Below are 25181 nucleotides of genomic sequence, written 5' to 3'. Positions count from 1 at the left end.
TGCAGCCTTTTATTATAGAGTAGTTTTTATAAGTTTAATCTTTAATGAATTTCTGAACAGAAACTTTATCTTTTAAGAATAGCTTAATCAGATAATTTCCTTTAGACAGATCCGAAACATTTACAGAATTTCCTTTCGTTCCTATAGAATTAATTATTCTTCCTGCCAGGTCGTAGATTTCCACTTTGCTTACTTCATTTGGAGATCTGATATATAGGATGTCTTTTACTGGGTTAGGATAAATACTCATTCCATTTTTATCATTTTGGATCTCCGAAGTAGCCAGTGTACCTGCAATAGTTGTTGTATAGGTATTGGTAACAATAGGAGCATTGTAATCAAAATAGATTTTAGCTGTATTGCTGAAAGAATCTCCAGTATTCAAGGTGGATTTTGTCTTTATTTTAAAGGCAACATATCCATCATTATGATCATTATCAAATGGAAGTTGAATGTTTTCAAAAATAAATTCCAAAATATTCGGGGATTTGATTTCTGTTATAAAATTATGGCTTCCATTGAGTGCAACTACAGAAGACAGATCAAATTTTGATGCATCAATTTCATCCATTACTACAATATTTCTGGCATTGGCTGTTCCGGTATTTTCAAATCGGATTAAGTAATGAACATAATCTCCAACCTGAGTTTTTGCAATAGAAGTTCCTTCAAGACAGGTTTTATCGTTTGGATCAAAAGAATTTCCAACGGTTTGGTTTAGGGTGAAATTGTTGTCAGTTGGTGTTTCATCTGTTGCTCCGTTGATTTGTGCTGTATAATGAAGAATATCACCACTATTGAGAGGTGGGTTCTGTGTTGGAGTGTTTAATTTTACAGTAACTGTGATTTCCTCTGTTTGAAAAGGAAGAAGATTGGTGAAATTCCAGTTGAGTACTCCCATGGACTGAGATGCAGGCGCTGTTGTAGCAGTCTGGTAAGTCATTCGGCTATGATCAAAATTAAAAGCTATATTTCCGGATTGTGTTCCTGTTCCCTTGTTTTTATAAATGATTTTATATTGAGCATCAAATCCTGAAATGGCTGCCTGTATAGGAATAATCACAACTTCCAGATCATTATGTGTACCATTGGCCGTTAAACAAAAGTTCTGCGTATAAGGACTTGGCTGTGTTGGAAAATTGGTAGTGAATGAAGGTGGCGTAATGTTAAAATAGGAAGGATTTTCCAACATCGGGGTGATCGTGTTAGTTCCGTATATCAGTGGGAAAGAATAAGATCCGAACGCATCTGAAATGGCCATGTTTTGCCCTAAAATATTGAATTTTTGAAAAGGTTTTATCATGTCATTAATGTCGCATCCATTTGTGTTCATGTCATATCTTGTTTTACCCTGAAGGACAAAATAAGAAGAACCTCCTGGTGTGAAAGAACAATAAGAATTTGCAACAGTATTGGGTTGATTATAGTATGCTAATTGCGATATTATATAGTTAGTTTCTATAGGGTCAGTGCATACATATTGCAGTTGTGGTGTATTTGAAAAGCCAATGCCAAGATAATTATGCTTTCCGTTTTTAAGATTTAAAGTCTGTAAATTAAGATTATTATCAAGCTCAGCAATATCCAGAATAGTCTGCTTTGATAAATCAATATTCGTAAGCGAATTATTCAATACGTGAATACCTTTTAAGCCTCTTGCCTGATCAAATGCAATATGAGTTATATGATTATTATTGGCATACAAATAACCTAAAATTGGATTATTATTAAGTGTTAATGTAGTAAGTTGATTATTGTAAATATAAAGCATTCCAATCAGAGGGCTTGAACTAAAGTCTAAACTTGTGATTTGGTTTTCGTGAGCAAGAAACATTCTCAATCCAGTATAAGGAGTTACATCAAAAGTCTGGAAAAGATTGGAGCTTATACTTAAATAGTTTACTAAAGAAGGATTAGGAATCGAAAGACTGCTTAGTTTATTACGAAATAATTCTAGTTTTTGCAAAGCTGTATCTCCGGCAAAATTAATACTTGTTAGAAATTGGTTTTGATTAACATTTACTTCTTCCAGCGCAGGGAGATTACTTAAATTTAAAGAAGTCATCGTTGAATTCTCCAATGATAATTTCTTAAGATTAGGAAGTCCGGAAATATTAAACCCATTAATGTTGGAAACAGAAATTTCTTGTACCGAATTATTCTGAATATTTATAACGTTTCCCCAGCTACCAAGTTGTGCAATATTTAGAGCATTGCAGTTTTCAATCGTTACGTTACCTACTTCTCCGCCTAAAAAAATTAATTTTTGAAGCTTGGTATAATTACTGAAAACCAGATTAGAGGATATATCAGGATTTGTTAGTTTTAGCTCAGTTAAATTTGGAAATTCAGTAAGTACTGATAAACTTGTAATAGCATTTGAAAGATCAGATAGATTTATTTTATAAACCAGCGAAGCTTCCGATAGTTGAATCTGTCCATCATTATTTGTATCCAGAGTAATAAAGTTTCCGTTAGAATCACTTGTTGCTCCGTAAGTAAACAATTTTGTTTTCAAATAGGTATCGACATTCAGCGTCTGAGCCTGAAATGTGGAAACGACCATCATAAAGATAATCAGGTAGAGTTTTTTCATGTATTAGTTTGCTTAAGTTTAGTATGGAGCAAAAATAAACCATTAAGTAAATATCTTAATGGTTTATTTAATAATTATTTGAATTTTATTATTGTTTCTCAATCAGATCGAGAAACTGTTGCTCATCCAGAATTTCAATCGTTCCGATGTCCTGAGCTTTTTTAAGTTTACTTCCTGCTTTTTCTCCAACTACGAGATAATTCAGATTTTTCGAAACCGCAGAAATATTCTTTCCTCCGTGCTTCTCTACCATTTCCTCAGCAGCTTCTCTGGTGAATAGTGATAATTTTCCGGTAAAAAGGAATGTTTTTGCTTCAAGAACGTTAGACAAAACTTCATTGGTACTTTCTCCTTTTTCAAGCTGTACCCCGTAAGATTTTAAACGCTCAATCATTAATAAGTTTTCAGAATTCTGGAAGAAATCTACAATACTTACTGCGATTTTGGCCCCAATATCTTCTACCTGACAAAGTTCTTCAACAGTAGCACTTTTTAATTCTTCAATAGTAGGGAAGTTTTTCACCAGTTTTTTAGCAACTGTTTCTCCTACATGCTTGATCCCGATTCCATATAGTACTTTTTCAAATGGAATTTCCTTAGATTTTTCAACGCCGGTAATGATATTCTGGGCAGATTTTTCGGCCATTCTTTCCAGTGGAAGAAGCTGTTCTTTTGTTAAAACATAGAAATCAGCAGGATTTTCAATCAGTTTTTCTCTGTAAAGCTGTTCAATAGTTTCACTTCCCAGATTGTCAATATTCAAAGCCTTTCTTGAAACATAGTGAATCATTCTTCCCACAACCTGTGGTGGGCAGTGAAGCTCATTCGGGCAGAAATGAATCGCCTGATCTTCGATTTTCACCAGCTCGGTTCCACATTCCGGACAGTGTTTGATGTATTCTATTTCTCTGCTTTCGTCAGTTCTTTTATCTGTATTTACCCCAACGATCTTTGGAATGATCTCACCCCCTTTTTCTACATAGACAAAGTCATTTTCATGAAGATCAAGCTTTTTGATGATATCTTCATTGTGCAGGGATGCTCTTTTTACAATCGTTCCAGCCAATAAAACAGGCTTTAAGTTGGCCACAGGAGTAATGGCTCCGGTTCTTCCTACCTGGTAAGAAACACTTTGAAGTTCAGTTTCCACTTTTTCAGCTTTGAATTTGTAAGCCATAGCCCAACGTGGAGATTTAGCTGTATACCCAAGTTGTCTTTGCTGTTGCAAAGAGTTCACTTTTAAAACAATTCCATCAATTTCAAATGGAAGATTGTGACGCTCTGTATCCCAGAAAGTGATAAACTCCTTTACCTCATCCATCGTTTTGCAAAGCTTTGCCTGCTGGGAAGTCTTGAATCCCCATCCCTGTGCTTTCTGAAGCAGCTCCCAGTGAGTTTCAGCAGGAATCTCATCAGAAATAAACTGATACAATACAGAAGAAAGTGAACGTTTTCTTACTTCGGCACTGTCCTGCATCTTTAAACTTCCACTCGCTGTATTTCTTGGGTTCATGAACGGATCTAATCCTTCCTCTTCACGTAGTTTATTGAGTTTATCAAAGTTCTTTCTCGTTAAATAAATTTCACCACGCATAAAAAACGGTGAGGGAAAATCACCTTTCAGTGTCAATGGAATATCAGAAATCGTTCGTACGTTCGGAGTAATTTCATCCCCTTGAAAACCATCCCCACGGGTTACAGCCTGTGTAAGTTTTCCGTTTTCATAAAGAATGGAAATAGAAGCTCCATCATACTTTAATTCGGCAACAAATTCTACAGGATCATTGATAGTTTTGATAATTCTTTTTTCCCAGTCCTCAAGGTCATCAAAATCATAAGAGTTATCCAGAGAATACATTCTGAATTTATGCTGAATGGTAGGGAATACCTTGGTGATACCACCACCTACACGCATTGAAGGAGAGTTTTGATCGTAAAACTCAGGATGTTTGGCTTCCAGGTCCTGTAACTCTTCCAATAACATATCAAATTCATAATCTGTAATGGTAGGAGTATCCAGTAGGTAATAGTTTTCGTTATGCTGATGCAGCTCTTTGCGAAGCTGTTCTATTTTTTGTTGAATGTTTTCAGACATCGGATTTATATCTTTTGAGCAAAAATAGCTAAAGTAATTTCATTTAAAAAATAAGAGAATTAAATAGTACAGAAAAATTAATAATCTGTAACATGCTTCAATCAACTGACTCTCTAGAAAATAAAGCAAATGTTTAAAGTAATTTAACATTTCGTTTCAATTTAATTAAAAGAATGTTAAAGCTCCCTTAAACAGAAGCCTCTTAAAGTAAAAATACCTTTGCACATCTAATTTAAAGACATGAGAAAAGTAAAGATTGTACTGGGGTTGTTGTTTTTAGGATGGGGAACTATGGCGTATGCACAGACTACGCAGGCTTCCATCGTAGGAAAAGTTACCGGGCCGGGAAGTTCCGCTCAGGAAAAAGTGAAGGTGATCATCATCAATGAATCTACAGGGTTCAGAACGGAAACAGAAACGAACTCAAAAGGAGAGTATATCTTTAAAGAAATTCCTTTGGGAGGACCTTACACGGTGATTGTAAATGATGATAAAAGAGAAGGCTACAATGTGAACTTCGGAGATCAGGTTACCGTAAACATGGATCTTGGTGGAGAGAAGCATATTGAAGAAGTAAAGATTACCGGAAACCTGAAAAACAAGATCGGAAACCTGGGAGCAGCTACCGCAATCTCTGCTAAGAACATTGGTATACTTCCGGTGAACGGAAGAAACTTTAACAATCTTACAGAACTGTCGCCTTTAAGTGGAAAAGGAGGAAACCTTTCCGGGCAGTTAGGATCTTCCACAAACTTTACTATTGATGGGATGACAGCTAAAAACCCAACTTCTGCAGGAGCTACTACCAGCCGAAGTGGTGCCCCTTTCTCAATCTCTATTGAAGCGGTACGTGAATTTAAAATTACGACCAACCAATATGATGTGACTTTAGGAAGAAGCGGTGGTGGAACAGTAAGTGCTGTAACCAAATCCGGTACTAATAAATTTTCAGGAAGTGCCTGGGAGTATCTGAGAGCCAACTGGCTTTCCAGCCCTTATGACATCAGAGGAAACAAAAGACAGAATGATTTCTCTACTTCTCAGTTCGGATTCTCTTTGGGAGGGCCGATCATCAAAAATAAATTACACTTCTTTGCAGCCTGGGATCATCAGCTGGATTCAAGACCTTTGATTATTGCTGATATCAGGTCCAAGGAGGATGAAAAGAGATTCAATACTACCACAGAAACACTTAATAAGTTTTTAGATATTGCAAGATCAAAATATGGAGTAGGAAACACTCCACAGTTCGGAAGCTTTGATAAAGTGAGAAATTCTGATGCCGCATTTTTACGTTTAGACTGGCAGATCAATGAGAAGCATTTGCTGACGTTAAGAAACAATTTTACATATGATCTTAATAAAAACGGACTGGGCGATAATACCAATATCAACTTTTTTGAATCTTATGGAAATGATAAAAACCTTGACAATAGCTTGCTATTGACTTTAAGATCCAATTTAAAACCTAATTTAACTAATGAACTGAAAGCTCAGTACCTGTATACTTTCCAGAATAGCTATCAGAATGATGAATTAGGAAGACCTGTACCAAGAGCGATTGTTGAAGGGGTAGCATCAACTGCCGGGTCTACGAATATCCAGATCGGAGGACATCGTTTCGCTCAGGAAAGCTTTAGAAATAATGTATTCCAGATTGTAGATAATCTATATTACAACACAGACAAAGTAAAATATACTTTCGGTGCAGATTTGATGTATACGACTTCAAAATCTGTTTACGGAAGCGAGGTAAACGGAAGATTTCACTTCAAAGAAGATCCGGATAAAAAAATAAGCAGTCTTGATAATTTTGAGAACCTTAAGCCTTACAGATTTTACAGAGAGGTACCTTTAATGGATGATCCATCAGTAAGATCCAATATCTGGAATATCGGTGTTTATGGACAATTCCAGACTAAGATTGCAAAAGGACTGGATTTGATGGCCGGTCTGAGATTAGATTATGGAGGGTATCCAAAAGCAGAATTCAATCAGAAACTGTATGATGAAATGGGAATCAGAACGGATAATAAGATCAAATCTTTCGTAATCCAGCCTAGATTCCAGTTTGAATGGAATATCAATGAGCAGAATAAAGATTTCTTAAAATTCGGAGCAGGAATATTCTCCTCAGATATCAACAATTATATGATTATCAATAATCTGGTATTTGATGGAAAACATCTTGCTACAGTAGATGTAGATCCCGCAACGGTTGGACTGACACCGGATTTTAACAGCTATAGAAATAACTACGGTACAGTTCCTACGCTGGCTAATGAGCAGGTCCCAACTATTAACTATACTGGTAAAGATGCTAAAATTCCGATTGTTTACAAAGCAAACATCTCCTATACTCACTTCTTTAATGATAGATTCAGAGCAGGACTGGCAGCATATATGGCTTTAGGAAGAAATAATTACTACTATTATGACAGGAATATGATGGCTAACCCATTCTTCACATTGGATAATGAAGGAGGAAGAGGAGTATTCGTTCCTACTACAGCGATAGATGGATCAAAAATTGACTGGAAAAAAGGAAGAATCAATAATAATTTCGGAAGGGTATTGGAATTGGTAAGTGATGGTAAAGTTAACCAGTTTTCGTTTGTAGTGGATACCAGCTACCGTTACTGGAAGGATGGTGAAATCACAGCAAGCTATACCTGGTCTGATATTAAGGATAATACTTCATACAACGGAAACGTAGCAAATTCTGCAACATTGTCCACCATGGTTCAGGGGGATCCGAGAGATTTGAGAATGACATATTCTGATAACCAGTTCCGTAATAAAGTCGTGATTTATGGTAATTCGCCTACGATTGCAGGGTTTACGTTAGGAATCAGATATTCAGGAATTGGAGGTACACGTTTCTCTATGACCGCAGGAGGAAATATAAATGGAGATTTTGTTGATAGTAATGACCTGGCTTATATCTTCCCTAATATTGCCCAGTCGATTCTGGATGATCCTAATGTAGGGAAAGCATTGAAAGATTATGTAGACGCATACAACGGTAAAATTGCAGAGCGTAACGGAGGTAAGAATGGATTCTATGGTGTTTGGGATTTACGTTTAGCCAAGAAAATAAAATTTGATAAAATCGGTGCATTTGAACTTTCTGTAGATATCTTCAACGTAGCCAATCTTCTTAATAAAGAGTGGGGCGTAAATGAATCGTATGGAAATACTTCTATGTACAAGATTAAAAAGTTTGATCCTTTGACCAAGCAGTTTGACTATACCAAGAATGTGAGCGGTAGCGGTCTTGCTCCTCTATCCGGAAATCCGTATCAGATTCAGATTGGAGCAAAATACAGTTTTTAATCAATAGTAATACTAGTAGCCACAAAAGATAGATTTTTAAGAAACAGTATTCTAAAATACGCTGTTAAGGTCTTTCTTTTGTGGTTTTATATTTCTCAATAAGTCCTGTAATACCTACCTTTATCAAAAGTTACAGAACTTTGTTTTAATTATCTAAATTATATTATGAAAAATTTTATCTTAGGGTTAGCAGTTTTAAGTACAGTTTTGATGAAAGCACAAACACAGATTATTGCCCATAGAGGATATTTCCAGGCACAGCCTTCTACAACGGAAAATTCAATTAAATCATTGGAAAACGCTCAGAAATTAAAAGTTTATGGTTCTGAGTTTGATGTAAGGATGACCAAGGATGGCGTTTTGGTAATTAATCATGATGAGCACCATGGTAAAATGGAGATCTCTGAAACTTCATTCAAAGAATTGGAAGCTCTGAAATTGTCGAATGGTGAAAAATTTCCTACTTTGAAAGATTATTTAAAGCAGGGAAAGAAGGATACATCTGTGAAATTAATCGTGGAGATCAAACCGGATAAAACGCCTGAAATCGAAAATGAGATTACCCGGAAGACGATCAAAATGATCAGGGATATGAAACTTGAATCTCAAAGTGAATTTATTTCCTTCAGTCTGAATATCTGTAAAGAAATCAAAAAACTGGCACCATCATTTAAAGTGCAGTATCTGAACGGAGAATTGTCACCGGAGCAGATCAAAAAAGAAGGTCTTGACGGAATGGATTACCACTACAGCGTTTTCCAGAAAAACCCGACATGGATTGCCGAAGCAAAAGCATTGGGACTTATTACCAATTCATGGACGGTAAATGAGGTTGCTGTATACGACGAATTGAAAAAGCAGGGAATCGGTTTTGTAACCACAAACATTCCTGAACAGCTTAAAAATAAATAATATAGACTGAGCTCAGAATCAGATACGTGATAATGTTCCAGTATGTTATTGTAAACACAGAATAGGATATTGCCCTGAATTTTACAAAACTGAGCCCTACAAATAAACCTGTGCTGTAAACTTCACTGTTTATTATATTGTTGGGCTGGGGATTGGCTCTGTTTGGGGCATACTCTCGTATGTATAAAAAGAGCATACGAGATCAAGAGCGGAATTCTTCAGAAAATTAACGGAATTTTAGAAGCCCGGGAAAATCCAATTCATAGCATCCAGCAATTTAAAAAGAATAAACAAAAGCTGTTTTCCGACTATTAAAGTTTTAAATCTCGGTTTTTCCAAAAAAAGCTTAACTCCAAAGTAGATTAAGGGTATTTTACCACATCTGATAACTCAATAGGATTATTATTCCGTTTTATTACTTCTTGCTTGTTTTTTGTTAATTCGTTCCAATTGATATTCTTAACTTCATTACCCTTTTCGTCAACAAAATTCATTTTTATTTTCCCCATTTTAGCTTCTTTGTAGGGATCTAAATAATAATTAATGTAAATTTTGTTAAGTTGGTCCTTATTTATTTTAACGATATTTTCAGAATTGAAATCTATACCGTTATAGGGGTCATAAAAATCTTTAGTAAGTTTTTTTAGGGAAAAATCATAATTGTTTTTATCATCATGAACCCAGATAACCAGCCCTGGTAATCCTTTAAAAAACGAAGGACCTTCAGAAATAGGAATATCTTGAGTAAACCACGCAGTCCATTGTCTGTTTTTATATTTTAATGTCGCACTTTGACATTCATACTCACCGATTTTCTTTTTATCGGAACTGATTTTCCATTCCAGGGAAGGCATTTCTTCTGTAATCTCGTATACATCAGTTAATACCCGGTAATATTTTTTCAAATAAGCCTTATTTCTGATTGTAGCATGATTGAAATCCAAAGAATAATATTGGCCTGAGGTTCCATTTTTGCGGATAGAATCACTTTTATACAATTTCTCGGGATAAAATCTTGAAGCATCAGAACTATAAATATCCAGTAGCATGTCATTTTCTTTATGTGCTGATTGTAGTGAATCTGTTTTATATTTCAGATGATATGTTACTCTTATCTTTTGAGCTGAGAGCAATTGAGTGGCAAAAATTAAAAATGCAATATTAGTTAAGGTTGTCAAGTTCATAATATTTAATAGCTTTCAATTTTAAAGGATTAGTACTCCAGTCTTCCCAGATCCCTTTATAAGGATCATATCCACACTTTAAGGGTTTGGAGAAGATATTTTCTGGATTTTCCCTGTACATTCGGCAATCTGTACAGAAATATCTATACTCACAGTCTTTACAGACCTCGATCTGATCTTTGGTAATAAATCTTTCTTTTTCTTTACTTATTTCCTGAGTTAAAGAAGAAACTGAAGCTTTATCTATATTATTAATGATTCTTTGAGAGGACGGGCAGTTTTTCAAATCTCCGTTTCCAGAAATAAATAACTTCCCATAAAGACAGTTATTTACAGCTTTGCTTTTTGAGATATTATTTATATCATTCAGAAAATAATCTTCCTGAATAATACCACAGTATTTGGGATTTATAATATTTTTTTCATAGTAGATAACAGTGAATAAATTATCATCATCAACAACTGATCTATTTTCCGGAGCATTATAAAAATAAACCGTTTTTACCCTGGGATTTTTTTCTAATATTTCTATAACCGCAATGTTCTCTGACTGATCCGTATAGGGAAGCAGAATTTCAGCTGTTCTTATACTGGAGAACTCAATTAAGGATAAAATTTCATTCAGCCTAACCAAAGAAAACTCCAGAAATCTTATCTGGAGAAAACTTGTAGAAAGTTCTTCTATTATCTTGTATGCTCCGGCTGTATCAAAATCATCTTTAATTTTGTGTTCAATTATAACTTCAGTAATCTTGTTCGGCGTTCTCCACTTAAATTTCTTCCGAAATTTTTCTGAAGTAACATTTTCTGTTAATGTGCCAAATTTTTCTTCAATTAAAAATGTTATAACCTCTGAAAGATCCTCATCTACAGGGAAATAATAATCCTCAAAAAAAATGTCATAAAAATCTGTGATATCAAGAATTTTATTAAAATGAACATCAAATAGGAGAATATTCTTTGCTCCTTTCACGATAGAGCAGTCCTGATACAATTCAAAATACTGTCTCATTTTTCAAAAGATTTTAAATCTATAAATGGGGTACATACTTTATCATATACTTTCACTTTATAGTTTATAGAGTTGTATTTATGAGAAATAACCCTGTACCTTTCCTTTTCCGAAGTGAATTTTTTAAGGGTTTCTGCAAATTGATCGTCCAATAGGGGATGGATGAGGTTTATGTATTTTTTATGCTGCATTCTTTTAATAATTTTTTTAAGGCAAGGGCAATTTCAATTTCTAAATAAGTATTGTTAAATACGGAGTGGTAAGTAAACTGACCCACAGGATTTATTTCTAAAAAATAGTGTTCATTCCGGGTGTTTACAATCAGATCTACGGAAGCGCAGTTTAACTGAAAGGTATCTAACAGATGACGGAGCTTTTCTTCCACATCTTTTGGAAGCTGATAGATTTCAAAACGACAGTCGTCATTCGCAACAGAAATACGGTGATCTACCATCGTATTATCGTTGGTAATTATTTTCGTAGAAAAAAACACTCCCAGTAGATAAAATACCCGGATTTCGAACTGCCTTTCAATTTTTGATTGAATAAGTGCCGGTCTAAAATAATCAGGAATGGCATCCAGCTTATCATTTACCGCAGTAGTCTGCATCGTAATAAACCGGTTTTCTGACCTGAAATTGACACAGTTTTCAAATGGTTTCGTAATAAGTTCTTTCCCTGAGTTTACAAGTGTTTTGACTTTTTTCTTATTATTGACAATGAATGTTTCAGGAACCGAAAGTCCGCAGGCTTTTGCTGTCTGCATTTGAATAAGTTTGTTTTCGGTCATAAAAAAGGGATTCGTCAACCATACCACATCTCTTTTTTTTAATTCAAAGAATAGGTATTCACGCAGGGCTCTGGCTTCAATTAAATTGTATTCTACGAGTGAAAAGTATAAGTTGTTTCTGATATCTTTTTTTTGGCTTTCCTGCAGAGCATAGGGAAATTTTCGAAACCAGACCACTTTAAACATATCAATAGAATACCCCCCAATAAATATTTCTCCGCTGTTGAAATTAATTTCTAAAACATCATAAATATTCTCATTGAGAACAAAAAAAGGTACTTTATATGTATTCAGCCAATTGGCAACCTGCTCGGTTGGGGTATCATCAGATTTTGATATAATTAAAACCATAGTAAAATTACTCTTTCAAGCATTTGAAATTTTTAAAATAAAATTGCATTGTTTCGTCAAATGTAGTTCTGGATATTTTAAATGATAGTGCAGAATTACCACACTGTATAGTTTTAGTAATGAATTGTTTTGATTCTTTCATCTGTTCCGGGAGTTTTTTATTCTCAACCAGCAGAGCGCAATCATATGTTTTATATGTGGAATTTTGAAGATAGAACAATTTATCACCTTTGTATTTATGGGTAGGCTGGTGCAAGACTTTATTAATAGAATCGAATTCTTTTTTATTTTCAGCCATTTCAAACCCTCCAAATATGAGCATGGTTACATCCAGAGAATCGTTTTTAAACCGGTAATAATCCCCTTCTCTTTCAAATGAATTATACTTAGATAATCGGTTGAATTTATTAGTGCCACAGCTGTATAAAAAAAGGATACAGATACCTATTATTAATTTATACATATCGTTCAGAATTAAATTTGAAAAACAAAATAGAGTAAAAATATAACTACCTCAGATTAATCTGAGGTAGCCAATTAAAAAATGTATTTAAATTTCTTAGTAAGGACCATCATTTGTTTGGTCAATTGGAGCATCATCGTCTTCCTGTAAATGATGTACTGTAATTACAATCTCTTTAATTGATCTTGTAGGAGCTCCTTCTCCTCCGAATACTTTTTTACCAAACGTTTTAGTAAAATTACCTAGTCCTTTTGCTTCAAGATTCTTGATTGATTTTTGCTTTTTCATAATTATTTTGTTTAAAGTTTAAATGTATAGAATTTAAATTAAATAACTCTAATAATGTGTGATTAATTTATTATGTTAAATTGCTTTTGCAAAGGGGAATTCAGCCGAAAATAAAATCAGGTGCAGTTTTTTGTAACCAAAAAATAGGACATTATATTAGTATATACTGTAACTTTATTCTGGCCGTTTTAAACATAAACAGTATGGAAACAAAGTTCAAAATAGGAGATAAAGTAAGCTGGAATTCAGAGGCGGGAAGAGTATCCGGAACTATTATTAAAGTTCATACCAAAGATTTTGATTACAAAGGATATACCCATCATGCCACAGAAGAGAGCCCGCAATATGAGATCAAAAGTGATAAATCAGATCATATTGCCTCCCATAAAGGTTCCGCACTTACAAAAATATGATTGAAGAAATCCTTCTTTGGATTTACATTATTATCTCAGGGCAAGACAATAAAGATACACAAATAAACAGAACTTCAAAAGAGTGTTAAAAAATATTAATTTTTTAAGCAATTGTTAATCAGTAAAATAGCTGTTTTTGTTAAGGAATACTTAATGTTGTATTCAGTAAACATTTAATAAACGTTAAAATACTATTAAAACCATACTCATAATGTCGTTTTAATTTTGCGCAAACAAAAAGGATATGCGTAAAGAGGTACAAAAAGTGTTGGTTTTGTCGCTGTTAGGGTTATTCAGTGCCAGTCTGACAGCTCAGCAGAAAGCAAAAAAAGATACTGTTAAAGGACTTGATGAAGTAGTAGTGACTGCTTTGGGAATCAAAAGACATGACAAGTCTTTGGGATATTCTACCCAGACTGTTAAATCTGAAGAAATTTTAAGAACCCAGAACAATAACTGGGCACAGGCTTTGGAAGGTAAAGTAGCCGGATTAAAGATTCAGACTGCCGGAGCTGGGCCATTAGGTACAACCCGTATCACACTTCGCGGCGATATTTCAATGAATATGGGAAACAACGATGCTCTGATTGTTGTAGACGGGGTTCCTTTGAGTGGTAATAAAACCGGAACCGGAACATCCGCGTATGGAGCAGGTTCAGGTGGTGATTTACCTATCGATTACGGAGACAGCTTCAATAGTATCAACCCGGATGATATTGAATCCATCTCTATCCTGAAAGGTCCTAGTGCAGCGGCATTATATGGTTCCAGAGGTTCCAGGGGAGCCATCATGATCACTACAAAATCCGGGAAGAGTAAAAAAGGAAAAGTTCAGATAAGCTTTAACTCCTATACAAATTATGATACCGTTCTGAAATGGCCGGATTATCAGTATGAATATGGGCAGGGAACCCAACAGAAAGATAAAAACGGAAATTATTACTATTCTTACGGAAATTCCGTTGATGGGATCAATACCGGCTCTACCAGCAGCGCATTTGGACCAAAGTTTGCCGGCCAATACTATTTTCAGTATGATCCGGATATAGAAACACAAGGTAAGGAAAGACAGCTTTGGAAACCTTATACCAATAATATCAAAGATTTCTGGCAGGTAGGTTCCAATTATTCCAACAGTTTGGCTGTAGAGCATTCCAACGAAACCACAGCTTTCAGAACCTCACTTACCTATCTTAAAAATGAATGGATGATGCCCAATACAGGCTTCGACAGGTTCAGTGCGGCATTATCTTTAGATCATAAGCTTAGCAGCAGGCTGAAAATAGGAACAAAGATTAACTTCAGCCAGACAAAAAGTGACAATCTCCCAGCAACAGGGTACAACAACCAGTCTATCTCTTACTTCATGATCTTCCAGAATCCGAACGTAGATCTTGCATGGTACAGACCTGTCTGGAAAAAAGGCCAGGAACAGATTGAACAGGTTCATCCTTTCAGTTCCTATATCGATAACCCTTATCTGATTGCTTATGAAAACCTTAACGGAACCAATAAGAAAACAATTACAGGAAATATTAATATCAGTTACCAGCTGGCCAAGAACCTTGATGTGGTTTATAAAACCGGTTTGGAATGGAACAATGAACTGCGTACCCAAAGAAGACCCTGGAGTTCCGCCAATTACCTGAAAGGCTTCTATAGAGAGCAATATATAAGATACATGGACCTGAATAACGATGTCTTGTTCACCTATAAAAATAAATTCGGAAACATTGGAATGACTGCTTCTGCCGGAGGAAACATCAGATATCATGAATATACCATGAACGATTACAGAGCCAACGGACTGAATAAAGTAGGACTTTATCAGCTTTCTAACGGTATACAGGTAGAATATAAACTGCCAAGACCTAATGACAAGCAGGTAAACAGTGTATATGCATTGGCTAACTTTAACTATAAGGATCTGATATTTCTGGATGTGACAGCAAGAAATGACTGGAGCAGTACTTTGCCCAGTCAAAACAGATCTTATTTCTACCCATCCGTATCATCATCTTTTGTATTATCAGATATCTTCAAAATAAAATCAGATAATCTGAACTTCTGGAAGCTGAGGTTGTCATGGTCCAAAGTAGGAAATGATACCTACACTTATATGCTTGATAAGTACTATGAAAACAGTTCATTTGTAGGATCAGTAGAATCTCCTTTATTATTCCAGAATCCAAATCTTAAACCGGAAATGATCACCAATATTGAAGCCGGGATGGATTTTACAGTCCTGAAAAACAGATTGACATTCAATTTTACAGCATACCAGAACAATTCAAAAGATCAGTCTATTATTATTCCGATGCTGTATGAAACTGGATATAATAAAAGGATCATCAACTCCGGTGAGCTGAGAAACAGAGGACTTGAAATGACATTGAATGCCTATCCGGTCAAGAATAAAAATTTCTCATGGAACGTGAGTGCTAACTGGTCTATGAACAGAAATGAAATTCTTTCCCTTCCCGAAGAATTCCAGGGGAAACCTTATACCATGGCAAGCGTAGGAAGTGTAGTGTTTTATAATGCTGTTGTGGGAGGTTCGCTTGGAGATATGTATGGAGCAGGATTAGTGTACTCACCAGATGGGCAGGTCATCTATGATAAAGACGGGCTGACCATGAAATCAACTGACATCAATAAAATCGGAAATGCATATCCAAAATGGAGAGCAGGACTTCAGAATGAATTCAGATATAAGAACATTACTCTAAGTTTCTCTTTTGACGGGCAGTATAAAGGAATGGCCTACTCACATTCTCATCATAAAATGTCTGAGCAGGGAAAACTCACCCATACTCTCGCAGGAAGAGACAATCCAGGTGGCTTGATCGTAGGACAGGGAGTGGTTCAGAATCCTGATGGTACTTTTTCACCTAATACAAAGGGAATTTCTGTTTCCAGTTATTATGGAGACTATTACAGAAGAGCAAATGTGGAAACCAATTCATTTGATACCTCATTCATTAAGCTGAGAGATGCCAGAATCTCTTACTCTTTTCCGAAATCAATCATTGAACCTTTAAAAGTTACAGATATTACGCTAGCATTATACGGGAGAAACCTTTGGATGTGGACCAAGTTCCCGCTATTCGATCCGGAAGCAGCTACATTGGATGATTCTACCATCGTGCCGGGAGTTGAAATGGGACAGTTACCTCAGGCAAGAACTGTAGGGATTCAGTTAAATGTTAAATTTTAAAATTAAAAAAATGAAAAAGTTAATCTATATATCTTCATTTCTTGCTCTGATAAGCAGTACCGTTTCATGTGACAGAAGTCTTGATGAGATCAATAAAGATTCAAGCAGAATTAATGAACCTGTGACCAGTGCTTTGCTGGTTCCTATCCAGTACAATATGGCTGCAGTGGGATACAACAGAGCCAATGACTTTACCTTTGATATTATGCAGGTTTCTCTGGATTTTCCAAACGAAGGAAACTCATTGAGTCGTTATTACGTGACAGAAAATACAGGAAATGGCTTCTGGAATAATTCTTACAGATGGCTGAAACAGATTGATGATCTTAAAAAAGCAGCAACTGCTGAAGGCGATAAAAACTATATGGCAATCTCAATGGTATTAAATGCATGGATCTATTCCAACCTTACCGATACCTACGGCGATGTTCCTTTTTCTGAAGCTTCACGACTGGATGATGCCATCTCAAAACCAAAATTTGATAAACAGAAAGATATTTACATCCAGTTATTGAATGACTTAAAAGCTGCAAACTCTCTCTTCACTAGCAAAACCCTTACCGGAGGAGATTTATTTTTCAAAGCAGATACAGATGTCAACGGAATTGTCAGTTGGAAAAAATTCTGTAATTCACTTTCTCTCAGACTTCTGACAAGAATACTGAACAAAGATGGAGAAATAAACGTTAAAGAAAGGATACAGGAAATTATAAATAATCCTACTGTCTATCCTGTTTTTCAAAGCAATGCTGATGGAGTAAAGGTAGATATTACAGGAATTAATCCTTTGATGCCACCTATTGCAAGATATCAGGATTTTACAACGGGAAGAGCTGTTTCAGAATTCTTTTTAGATGCCCTGAAAGCTAATAATGATCCCCGTGGTCCTATGTTTTTTACTCAGGCAAAAGACTTAAAAGGGAATAATATCGGATACTTTGGAGCCCCTTCAGGATATGCTTTCGGAACAGTGTTTAATGTTCAGCCGTCCAATTTTAACCAGAACCTTGCAAAAGCCCCTCTGAAAATCTTTGTATATCCGTATGCAGAACTTCAGTTTACCCTTGCAGAGCTTGCTTTTAAAGGGATTATCCAGGGGAATGCAAAGACCTATTATGAAAATGGTGTAAAAGCTTCTGTTGAACAGTGGGGAGCTGTAGTTCCTGCAAACTATTTCGATAATCCGGTGGTAGCATATGGAACAGGAGGAATGGAAAAAATAATGCTTCAGAAATATATAGCACTCTTTTTTGTAGACCAGCAGCAATGGTTTGAAAAAAGAAGAACAGGTTTTCCGACACTTCCTGATAATGGTGGGCTTTTGAATGAAGGAAAGCTTCCTCAAAGATTGATGTATCCGCCAAACTCAAGAGTTTTAAATTCAGAAAATTATCAGGCCGCAGTGCAGCAGATGGGTGGTGATAATATCAATGTAAAAGTATGGTGGAGTAAATAATTTAAATAAAGAAAAAATGAATATCAATAAAAAACTTTTAATGCCATGTATGCTGGTTTCAGCAATGGTATTTTCTCAGTCTTCTGTTTCAGGATATGTATTTGAAGACCTTAATAAAAACCAGAAGAAAGAAAACCGCGAAAAAGGAGTAGAAGGAGTAGCCGTTTCCAATGGAGTACAGGTGGTATTAACCGATAAAAACGGACGCTACAGTCTTCCGATCCAGGATGACCATACTATTTTTGTGATCAAACCGTCAGGATATCAGACTGCTTTAAATAGCAATAACCTTCCTCAGTTTTACTACCACCATAAAATGAAAGGATCTCCGGAAGATTTTAAATATAAAGGAGTTGCCCCAACCGGAGAACTTCCCAAAGAATTAAATTTCCCACTTTATAAACAGAATGAAAACAAAAATTTTGATATTCTGGTTTTTGGTGATCCTCAGCCTTATACAGAAAAAGAATTGGATTACTTTAAAAGAGGAATTGTAAACGAAGTGAAAAATACCAAAAAAGATGCAGTTTTAGGAATCAGTTTGGGTGATTTGGTAGGCGATAACCTAAGCCTTCAGAAACTTTATGCTGATGTGATGAAGGAAGTGGGATTACCCTGGTATAATGTAATGGGAAATCATGACATGAACTATGATGCCAAAGAAGATAAACTTTCAGACGAAACCTTTGAATCCAATTTCGGACCTGCAAACTATTCTTTCAATTTCGGAAATGTACACTTCATTATCCTGGATGATATTCTGTATCCGGATCCAAGAGACGGAAAAGGATATTGGGGTGGATTTCGTGAAGATCAGCTTCAATTTATTGAAAATGACCTGAAACTGGTTGACAAAAACAAACTTATTGTAGTTTCTTTTCATATTCCTTTGGAGCATCACAATGAGGACAGTTTCAGAAATGCAGACCGTCAGAAATTATTTGATTTCCTGAGCCCTTTCCAGAATGTATTGCTTTTGTCAGCACATACTCACATCCAGCAGCAGATTTTCTATGGTAAAAAAGCAGGCTGGAACGGAACAAAAGAACTGCATGAGTATAACGTAGGAACCACTTGTGGAGACTGGTATTCCGGAACGGCAGATGATGCCGGACTTCCAACCTCTACTATGAGAGACGGAACTGCAAAAGGATATTCATTTATCAGCTTTACCGATAATCAATACAAAGTAAAATATAAGACCGCCGGAAAACCGGATGATTATCAGATCAAATTATATGTGCCGAAAGTGATTCCATTTCCATCAAAAACCTCTGCAAAGGTATTAGCCAACTTCTTTATGGGAAGCAAAAAAGACAAAGTAGAGTATAGGATAGACAACAGCAAATGGGAAGAAATGGAGTATGATGAAACCATAGACCCAAACTTTGCTCTTTCCGTTTTCAAATGGGATACTACCGAGAAAATTTTGCCAGGAAGAAGACCTTCCAACCCTGAAATGTCAAAACATATCTGGGAAGCAGATTTTCCTAAAAAACTATCCTTAGGAAAACATAAAGTTGAGGTTAGAGCTGTAGATATGTATGGAAATGAGTTCTCCGCTTCAGAAGAATTTGAAGTTCAGAACGCCATCCAGATTCCTTAAGCTTTTCATTTTTTACTATACTTTTTTTAGATTTTAGAACCGGTTCTTCATGAGCCGGTTTTATTTTTTGCTGAAATTGAAGAGTTTAAACCACAAAAGTCACAAAAGATTATTTTGCTGTTTTAGAATAATAAAGATTTATCTAAGTTTGGGTAAAAGTTCAAATAAGATAAAATTTATGATTTTATAAAACTTAAGTATTCTTATCAACAGCATGCACAATAACTTCTATGTGCTTAAGTGGTTAAATCTTTTGTGCCTTTGGTGATTATTTAAAAACCATTAAAAAACTATTAAATATCCTTTCTTTCCATTCCATAAAAATGTTCTTTTGTAACTTTGTGTCATAAAAGTATTACTACTATGAATATAAACGGAAAAAATGCCATCGTAACAGGTGGTGGAAGAGGATTAGGGAAAGCTGTAGCATTAGCTTTGGCAAATGAAGGAGTGAACGTTGCCATTACAGGAAGAAATGAAGAAAATCTTAAAAATACAGTTGATGAAATCCAGAAACTAGGAGTAAATTCCGCTTATGCAGTATTTACTATCGATGATGAATCTGCTGTAAAAGCAGGAATTGAGGCTTTGGCTGAAAAACTGGGGGGAGTAGATATCCTTGTAAACAATGCAGGAATCGGAGACTTCGGAACGATTGAAGATATGCCATCTGAAACTTGGGAGCAGGTGATTAAAACCAATTTATTTGGAGTGTACTATGCAGCTAAAGCAGTTCATCCATTTATGAAAGCTAAAGGAGAAGGAGATATTGTAAACGTTGCTTCTACTGCAGGATTAAAAGGTGGTCCGAACATGTCAGCATATGCCGCTTCAAAAGCAGCAGTAGTTTCTTTATCTCAGTCGATGATGGCAGAATGGAGAAAACAAAATATTCGTGTGATTACTCTTACACCAAGCACTATTGCTTCTGATATGAGCATCCAGGGTGGACTTACAGACGGAAATCCGGACAAAGTATTACAGCCTGAAGATTTCGCAGAATGGGTAAGAGATATCCTGAAAATGAACAGAAGAGCGTTAATCGCTAATGGTTCTATTTTCTCTACAAATCCATAAGAAGTTTAAAGTTCAGGATTTAAAGTTTGAAATTGTCATAGAAGAACTAGATCCAATTAATTTTAAATTTTACACAAAGAAATTCAATAGAAGCGGGTTTTAGCCCGCTTTCTTCATAATATCAAATTCCAACGGCTTTAGCCAAAACTTAAAATACAATATGTTCATTGTGATCTGCATGATCCGTACAATTTAAGAGAGATAAGAATTCAATAGAAGAAAGCTTTATGGCAGCGGATAAAACCCAAAATCTGTCAGCTTTATTTAAAACTTACCCTTTCCATTTTTTTAACCGTAATAACATTAGTATTTTTGCAGCAAATTATTCACATGCAAAATTATTTAGAATTCAACTTCAGGATTTCTCCACTGCAGCCCTGGAATGAGATATTAATGGCAGAGCTTATTGAAATAGGTTTTGACAGCTTTACAGAAGAAATTCACGGAATCTTAGGATATATCCAGACTGATTTGTTTAATGAAGATCAGCTTAAAGCACTTCCGATCTTTGACAATGAAAATGTAAAAATCGAATATTCTTTTGAAGAAATGCCGAACATCAACTGGAATGAAGAGTGGGAAAAGAACTTTTCACCCATCAACATTGATGATAAAGTATTGATCAGAGCAGAATTCCATGAATCTGTACCGGGAATGCATGAAATTATCATTCAGCCTAAGATGTCATTCGGAACAGGCCATCACCCTACCACACACCTGATGATTCAGCAGATGATGGATATAGATTTTAAGGGTAAGAAAGTCCTGGATATGGGATGTGGAACGTCTGTATTAGCAATCTATGCCAAGCAACAGGGAGCAGGAGATACCAAGGCAATTGATATCGATGAATGGTCTGTAGAAAACTCAAAAGAAAATGCAGCAAGAAATAGTGTTGAACTAGACATTGAGCAGGGAACAGCAGATAACTTAGGAAATGAAAATTTCGATATCATTTTAGCCAATATCAACAGAAATATTCTGATCTCAGATATTCCAACCTATGTTTCTGTCCTGAATGAAGGTGGAAAATTATTGCTTTCAGGACTTTGCTTCTTTGATGTAGATGATATTCTGGAAGTATGCAGAGAAAGTGGTCTTACCCTGAAGAAGCAGTTGCAGAGAGAAGAATGGGTTAGCCTACTGCTTGAAAAATAATTAAAAAAACGAAATACAAATATGAAAACCTTATTGACAGCTTTATTTTTACTGCTGCTGCAGTTTTTTACAGCACAGGAAAATGAAGTATATGCAGATGGTGTTTTTAACTTTACAGAAAATAAAAGCCAGAAGGTCTTTACAGACTGGACCAGAGTAAGGAAAGAGCCTGGAACTGCTGCTCAGATAATAGATTCGCTGCAGACTAATCAACAGGTAATGATCCTTAAAAAAGAAGAGGCTGTTCCGGTTTTACAGTTGGGAGAAAGAAGAGCCAATTGGTATAAAGTTTCATATCAGAAAGGAGATACCACTTCCGAGGGGTATGTTTGGGGAGGCAATCTTTGCGTGGGTTATTGTAATAAAAATGGATATGACTTTCTTTTCGGGTTGTCTAAAACAATAGATAAGAAAACCAGGCCATTTAACGAAATTGATAAGCAGAATATAGCAGGAATCAAAATGATGGAAGGAAATACTCTGATTGGTGAAGTATATTTTGATACCGGAAAAGGAGAGGAACTGAGTACGGCATCCTTTAGTATTGAAAGCAATCACAAGTTGCAGGAGGTAGAGTTTACTTTAAAAGCAATGGTTTCTGGTGAAGCATGTGGAATAGCAACTTATGATCAATATGTTCTTTTAAAAGATAAAAAATTAATAGCGCTTCCACAGTTGATGAATGTAGGGGATGCAGGGGCCTATTATCATAGTGAAGAATATGTTTTCCCTAATGATAAAGGAGGAATTCCTAATGCATTTATCCTTAAAGTAGAAGATATGGAGGTAGATGAAAAGGATAGAGAGCATAAAAAACGATCTTCCAAAACTTATCTTTGGAACGGAAGTTCTTACAGGCTTAAATAATCTTTTGTTTAAAATAAATGAAACCGTTGTATTGTACAGCGGTTTTTTTTGTTTAAAAACAGAACTTTCCCATTTGAAAAAAATCAAATACATTTAACCATAGAAAAAACTGAGCAATGAATTTACTTGATGATATCCTACCCATTCTGTTCTCTGTAATTGTAGGAGGTATAATCGGTATTGAAAGAGAATATCAATTGAAGTCAGCAGGGCTTCGGACCATGATATTAGTAAGTCTCGGGTCCTGTATTTTTACTATGCTTTCTCAGAACTTAGGGGGATCAGACAGCCCGGACCGTATTGCGGCTAATATTATCACCGGAATAGGTTTTGTAGGAGCTGGTGTGATCTTTAAAGAAGATAACCGCGTTTCTGGTCTTACCACTGCTGTTACGATATGGATTTGTGCTGCTCTGGGAATGACCATTGGAGCAGGATATTACCAGGAGGCTACCATTGGTTCTCTGGTCGTATTTTTATTACTTATCATGTTTAAATATGTTCAGGATGTTATTGACAGGATCAGCACCCGGTATATTTATCAGATTACACTTACCTACGAAGACGGAATCATGGAGAAATATGAAAATGTTTTTAAGGAAAACGGTTTAAAATCGATCAGAGGAAAGCAGGTAAGGAGTGGAGAAAAGTACACTGCGATATGGAGAGTACAGGGAGCGAAAAGAAATCATGAAGTCTGTACAAAGGCTCTGCTGAATGATCCTGGGATAGATGAATTTAAGTTTTAAAGATAAAGAGCCTTTACGCCCATGTAAAGGCTTTGTTTTGCTGTAGTGGTAAAAAACAAAATAGGGCTGGAAACTACCAGCCCTACCCAAACATGATTAAGTGTATAGTTGAGCCATAAATGGCTACAAGGAATATTTGCACAAAAAAGATTTTTATTGATGCTTAATCAATGTTTCTTTAAATAATAATTGAAACTAACTTTATAACGGCTTCCCGGTAAAAGCTTACCTATGTAAAAATAGTAGGAATTGTGATCTGTCAGTAGAAAAGTTAAACTGATCCTGCGAAATCAGCCGGTGAAACGGTATTTTCATGTTGTGAAGCGTAGCTTTCATTCTTATTAAAGTAGGAGCAGCTAAAGGGGAGGGATCAGATTGGATAATACCCAAAGAATAAGGGTAATGCCTATGTTTATAAAAAGAATAATCCACCAGAGCGGGTTACGTCTTTGAAGAATAATAGCTACTATAGACGAAATATAGGAGAGCAGTAAACAAAATACTCCCACCAGAAAATGAGGGCTTTTAATGATCCCAAAAAAGGTAACAATCAACATTCCCAAGCTGAGAATAGATGTATTACCAAATGCAGAAGCTGTTTTATGCTGGTTTAGTCGTTTCATTTCATGTAAGATGTTTTCTTGAAACTAATAAAAACCCTCACTATGAAAATGGTGAGGATTTTTAAACGTTGATACTATAAATATCTTGTCGATCTATTTATATTCTTATTAAGGATTAGCCTTTACCGCATTATACATCATTGAATCCTTTTTCTGATTGGTATTGTCGTATTTGTAATTATAAAATGAAGACTCCCAGTCTCCATATCCCACGTTAGGAATAATAATAAATTTTTTCCCAAAATCATTAGCTGAATTTTTCACAGCAGCTGATCGCTCTGTTTCAGACTTTTTATCAAATAGACTGGAGAAATCGGCAAGATTATCACCCAGCAGCAAAACAATATTATAATTTTTAGCAATATCCAACCGTCTGTTTTCCTTACTGCTTTCCTTAGACCGGAGAATAAGATTGTTGTCACTTTGAACAGGAAAATTGTATTTCTTAAGGTTTTTTAATGTTCCGGCACGTTCCTGCTCTATACGATTGGTAACATAAAACACCTGTACACCTTTACCGGCAGCATACTGATAGAATTCCTGAGAACCCGTAAGGGGTGTTGCTATCCCTTTGGCAGTCCATTCTTCCCATGTTTTCTGATCATAATCTTTTCCCATTTTTGCACGCTCAACGGCGTAATAGGAATTATCTAAAAAAGTCTCATCAATATCCGAAACAATAGCTAAAGGTTTCCCTGATTTTTGTGCTAAAGCTTCATCCAAACGGAGTTTTGCAATATTGTATGCCTGCAGGCAAAGTGCTTCATATTCTGCAGACCGTTGCTGATAAAACGCAGCATATATTTTTCCGTCACGCCCAAGATTCTGATAAGAAACATTCTGAACAGAAGCCTGTGAAACCGGAGCTGCTGTTTTACACGATAGAGTCAAAGCAAAAATACTGCTTGCGATAATGAACTTGAAATTTTTCATTGAATTTGAATAGAGAGCACAAAATTATAACAATTTGATTTTTATAACAACTATT

Annotated in this window: 19 protein-coding genes; 10 read left to right on the top strand and 9 right to left on the bottom strand. The window is 35.6% G+C overall.

Annotated elements, in window-relative coordinates; translation table 11 throughout:
- Nucleotides 1-34: 34 nt before the first annotated feature.
- Both DRF65_RS11740 and ligA read right to left on the bottom strand, forming a co-directional pair.
- Nucleotides 35-2596 (bottom strand): DUF7619 domain-containing protein, encoded by a 2562-nt coding sequence (locus DRF65_RS11740; RefSeq protein WP_115970946.1) that lies wholly within the window; start codon nucleotides 2594-2596, stop codon nucleotides 35-37.
- A gap of 88 nt (nucleotides 2597-2684) precedes the next feature.
- Nucleotides 2685-4691: an NAD-dependent DNA ligase LigA gene (ligA, locus tag DRF65_RS11735; protein ID WP_115970945.1), complete on the bottom strand. Its 2007-nt coding sequence runs from the start codon at nucleotides 4689-4691 to the stop codon at nucleotides 2685-2687.
- A gap of 240 nt (nucleotides 4692-4931) precedes the next feature.
- Between ligA and DRF65_RS11730 the strand changes: the two genes are divergently transcribed.
- Complete coding sequence (locus DRF65_RS11730) at nucleotides 4932-8027, top strand: TonB-dependent receptor (RefSeq protein WP_115970944.1); 3096 nt, start codon at nucleotides 4932-4934, stop codon at nucleotides 8025-8027.
- Between the two features lie 165 nt (nucleotides 8028-8192).
- On the top strand, nucleotides 8193-8939 hold the full coding sequence (locus tag DRF65_RS11725; RefSeq protein ID WP_115970943.1) for a glycerophosphodiester phosphodiesterase family protein: 747 nt from the start codon (nucleotides 8193-8195) through the stop codon (nucleotides 8937-8939).
- A 362-nt stretch (nucleotides 8940-9301) separates the two neighbouring features.
- On the opposite strand, the gene DRF65_RS11720 is transcribed toward DRF65_RS11725, so the two are convergent.
- From DRF65_RS11720 to DRF65_RS11695, 5 genes are all read right to left on the bottom strand, one after another.
- Nucleotides 9302-10117: a GLPGLI family protein gene (locus tag DRF65_RS11720; RefSeq protein ID WP_228438648.1), complete on the bottom strand. Its 816-nt coding sequence runs from the start codon at nucleotides 10115-10117 to the stop codon at nucleotides 9302-9304.
- Nucleotides 10101-11135, bottom strand: coding sequence for a grasp-with-spasm system SPASM domain peptide maturase (gene gwsS / locus DRF65_RS11715; protein ID WP_115970941.1), 1035 nt, complete (start codon nucleotides 11133-11135; stop codon nucleotides 10101-10103). Before gwsS ends, DRF65_RS11720 begins: the two co-directional genes overlap by 17 nt.
- A 169-nt stretch (nucleotides 11136-11304) precedes the next feature.
- Nucleotides 11305-12276 carry an ATP-grasp domain-containing protein gene (locus DRF65_RS11705; protein WP_115970939.1) on the bottom strand — a complete coding sequence of 324 codons (972 nt, stop codon included), beginning with the start codon at nucleotides 12274-12276 and terminating at the stop codon, nucleotides 11305-11307.
- Between the two features lie 7 nt (nucleotides 12277-12283).
- The gene (locus tag DRF65_RS11700; RefSeq protein WP_115970938.1) at nucleotides 12284-12739 is read right to left on the bottom strand and encodes a hypothetical protein; all 456 of its coding nucleotides are present in this window, start codon (nucleotides 12737-12739) and stop codon (nucleotides 12284-12286) included.
- Between the two features lie 96 nt (nucleotides 12740-12835).
- On the bottom strand, nucleotides 12836-13027 hold the full coding sequence (locus tag DRF65_RS11695) for a hypothetical protein (RefSeq protein ID WP_115970937.1): 192 nt from the start codon (nucleotides 13025-13027) through the stop codon (nucleotides 12836-12838).
- Nucleotides 13028-13230: 203 nt separating this feature from the next.
- Between DRF65_RS11695 and DRF65_RS11690 the strand changes: the two genes are divergently transcribed.
- The 8 genes from DRF65_RS11690 (at nucleotide 13231) to DRF65_RS11655 (ending at nucleotide 23570) form a co-directional block, all read left to right on the top strand.
- Nucleotides 13231-13440 carry a hypervirulence associated TUDOR domain-containing protein gene (locus DRF65_RS11690; RefSeq protein WP_115970936.1) on the top strand — a complete coding sequence of 70 codons (210 nt, stop codon included), beginning with the start codon at nucleotides 13231-13233 and terminating at the stop codon, nucleotides 13438-13440.
- Between the two features lie 244 nt (nucleotides 13441-13684).
- Complete coding sequence (locus tag DRF65_RS11685; protein WP_115970935.1) at nucleotides 13685-16657, top strand: SusC/RagA family TonB-linked outer membrane protein; 2973 nt, start codon at nucleotides 13685-13687, stop codon at nucleotides 16655-16657.
- Between the two features lie 10 nt (nucleotides 16658-16667).
- Nucleotides 16668-18113, top strand: a complete 1446-nt coding sequence (locus DRF65_RS11680; protein WP_115970963.1) for a SusD/RagB family nutrient-binding outer membrane lipoprotein — start codon at nucleotides 16668-16670, stop codon at nucleotides 18111-18113.
- Between the two features lie 40 nt (nucleotides 18114-18153).
- Entirely contained in the window at nucleotides 18154-19719 is a 1566-nt protein-coding gene (locus DRF65_RS11675; protein WP_115970962.1) for a calcineurin-like phosphoesterase C-terminal domain-containing protein, read from the top strand.
- A 363-nt stretch (nucleotides 19720-20082) separates the two neighbouring features.
- Nucleotides 20083-20796, top strand: a complete 714-nt coding sequence (locus DRF65_RS11670; protein ID WP_115970934.1) for a 3-ketoacyl-ACP reductase — start codon at nucleotides 20083-20085, stop codon at nucleotides 20794-20796.
- Nucleotides 20797-21126: 330 nt separating this feature from the next.
- Nucleotides 21127-21954 carry a 50S ribosomal protein L11 methyltransferase gene (gene prmA / locus DRF65_RS11665; RefSeq protein WP_115970933.1) on the top strand — a complete coding sequence of 276 codons (828 nt, stop codon included), beginning with the start codon at nucleotides 21127-21129 and terminating at the stop codon, nucleotides 21952-21954.
- Nucleotides 21955-21975: 21 nt separating this feature from the next.
- Complete coding sequence (locus tag DRF65_RS11660) at nucleotides 21976-22821, top strand: SH3 domain-containing protein (protein ID WP_115970932.1); 846 nt, start codon at nucleotides 21976-21978, stop codon at nucleotides 22819-22821.
- A gap of 116 nt (nucleotides 22822-22937) precedes the next feature.
- Complete coding sequence (locus tag DRF65_RS11655; RefSeq protein ID WP_115970931.1) at nucleotides 22938-23570, top strand: MgtC/SapB family protein; 633 nt, start codon at nucleotides 22938-22940, stop codon at nucleotides 23568-23570.
- A gap of 356 nt (nucleotides 23571-23926) precedes the next feature.
- On the opposite strand, the gene DRF65_RS11650 is transcribed toward DRF65_RS11655, so the two are convergent.
- Nucleotides 23927-24193: a hypothetical protein gene (locus DRF65_RS11650; protein WP_115970930.1), complete on the bottom strand. Its 267-nt coding sequence runs from the start codon at nucleotides 24191-24193 to the stop codon at nucleotides 23927-23929.
- Between the two features lie 108 nt (nucleotides 24194-24301).
- Nucleotides 24302-25126 (bottom strand): 5'-nucleotidase, lipoprotein e(P4) family, encoded by an 825-nt coding sequence (locus DRF65_RS11645; RefSeq protein ID WP_115970929.1) that lies wholly within the window; start codon nucleotides 25124-25126, stop codon nucleotides 24302-24304.
- Nucleotides 25127-25181 lie beyond the last annotated feature (55 nt).

It is taken from the genome of Chryseobacterium pennae (assembly GCF_003385515.1).
Taxonomy (GTDB): Bacteria; Bacteroidota; Bacteroidia; order Flavobacteriales; family Weeksellaceae; genus Chryseobacterium; species Chryseobacterium pennae.
This window is presented reverse-complemented; position numbering and strand designations above follow the sequence as displayed.

Coding starts and splice junctions, on each gene's coding strand:
- DRF65_RS11740 (WP_115970946.1), bottom strand. CDS start 2,596: ATGAAAAAACTCTACCTGATTATCTTTATGATGGTCGTTTCCACATTT.
- ligA (WP_115970945.1), bottom strand. CDS start 4,691: ATGTCTGAAAACATTCAACAAAAAATAGAACAGCTTCGCAAAGAGCTG.
- DRF65_RS11730 (WP_115970944.1), top strand. CDS start 4,932: ATGAGAAAAGTAAAGATTGTACTGGGGTTGTTGTTTTTAGGATGGGGA.
- DRF65_RS11725 (WP_115970943.1), top strand. CDS start 8,193: ATGAAAAATTTTATCTTAGGGTTAGCAGTTTTAAGTACAGTTTTGATG.
- gwsS (WP_115970941.1), bottom strand. CDS start 11,135: ATGAGACAGTATTTTGAATTGTATCAGGACTGCTCTATCGTGAAAGGA.
- DRF65_RS11705 (WP_115970939.1), bottom strand. CDS start 12,276: ATGGTTTTAATTATATCAAAATCTGATGATACCCCAACCGAGCAGGTT.
- DRF65_RS11700 (WP_115970938.1), bottom strand. CDS start 12,739: ATGTATAAATTAATAATAGGTATCTGTATCCTTTTTTTATACAGCTGT.
- DRF65_RS11695 (WP_115970937.1), bottom strand. CDS start 13,027: ATGAAAAAGCAAAAATCAATCAAGAATCTTGAAGCAAAAGGACTAGGT.
- DRF65_RS11690 (WP_115970936.1), top strand. CDS start 13,231: ATGGAAACAAAGTTCAAAATAGGAGATAAAGTAAGCTGGAATTCAGAG.
- DRF65_RS11685 (WP_115970935.1), top strand. CDS start 13,685: ATGCGTAAAGAGGTACAAAAAGTGTTGGTTTTGTCGCTGTTAGGGTTA.
- DRF65_RS11680 (WP_115970963.1), top strand. CDS start 16,668: ATGAAAAAGTTAATCTATATATCTTCATTTCTTGCTCTGATAAGCAGT.
- DRF65_RS11675 (WP_115970962.1), top strand. CDS start 18,154: ATGCCATGTATGCTGGTTTCAGCAATGGTATTTTCTCAGTCTTCTGTT.
- DRF65_RS11670 (WP_115970934.1), top strand. CDS start 20,083: ATGAATATAAACGGAAAAAATGCCATCGTAACAGGTGGTGGAAGAGGA.
- prmA (WP_115970933.1), top strand. CDS start 21,127: ATGCAAAATTATTTAGAATTCAACTTCAGGATTTCTCCACTGCAGCCC.
- DRF65_RS11660 (WP_115970932.1), top strand. CDS start 21,976: ATGAAAACCTTATTGACAGCTTTATTTTTACTGCTGCTGCAGTTTTTT.
- DRF65_RS11655 (WP_115970931.1), top strand. CDS start 22,938: ATGAATTTACTTGATGATATCCTACCCATTCTGTTCTCTGTAATTGTA.
- DRF65_RS11650 (WP_115970930.1), bottom strand. CDS start 24,193: ATGAAACGACTAAACCAGCATAAAACAGCTTCTGCATTTGGTAATACA.
- DRF65_RS11645 (WP_115970929.1), bottom strand. CDS start 25,126: ATGAAAAATTTCAAGTTCATTATCGCAAGCAGTATTTTTGCTTTGACT.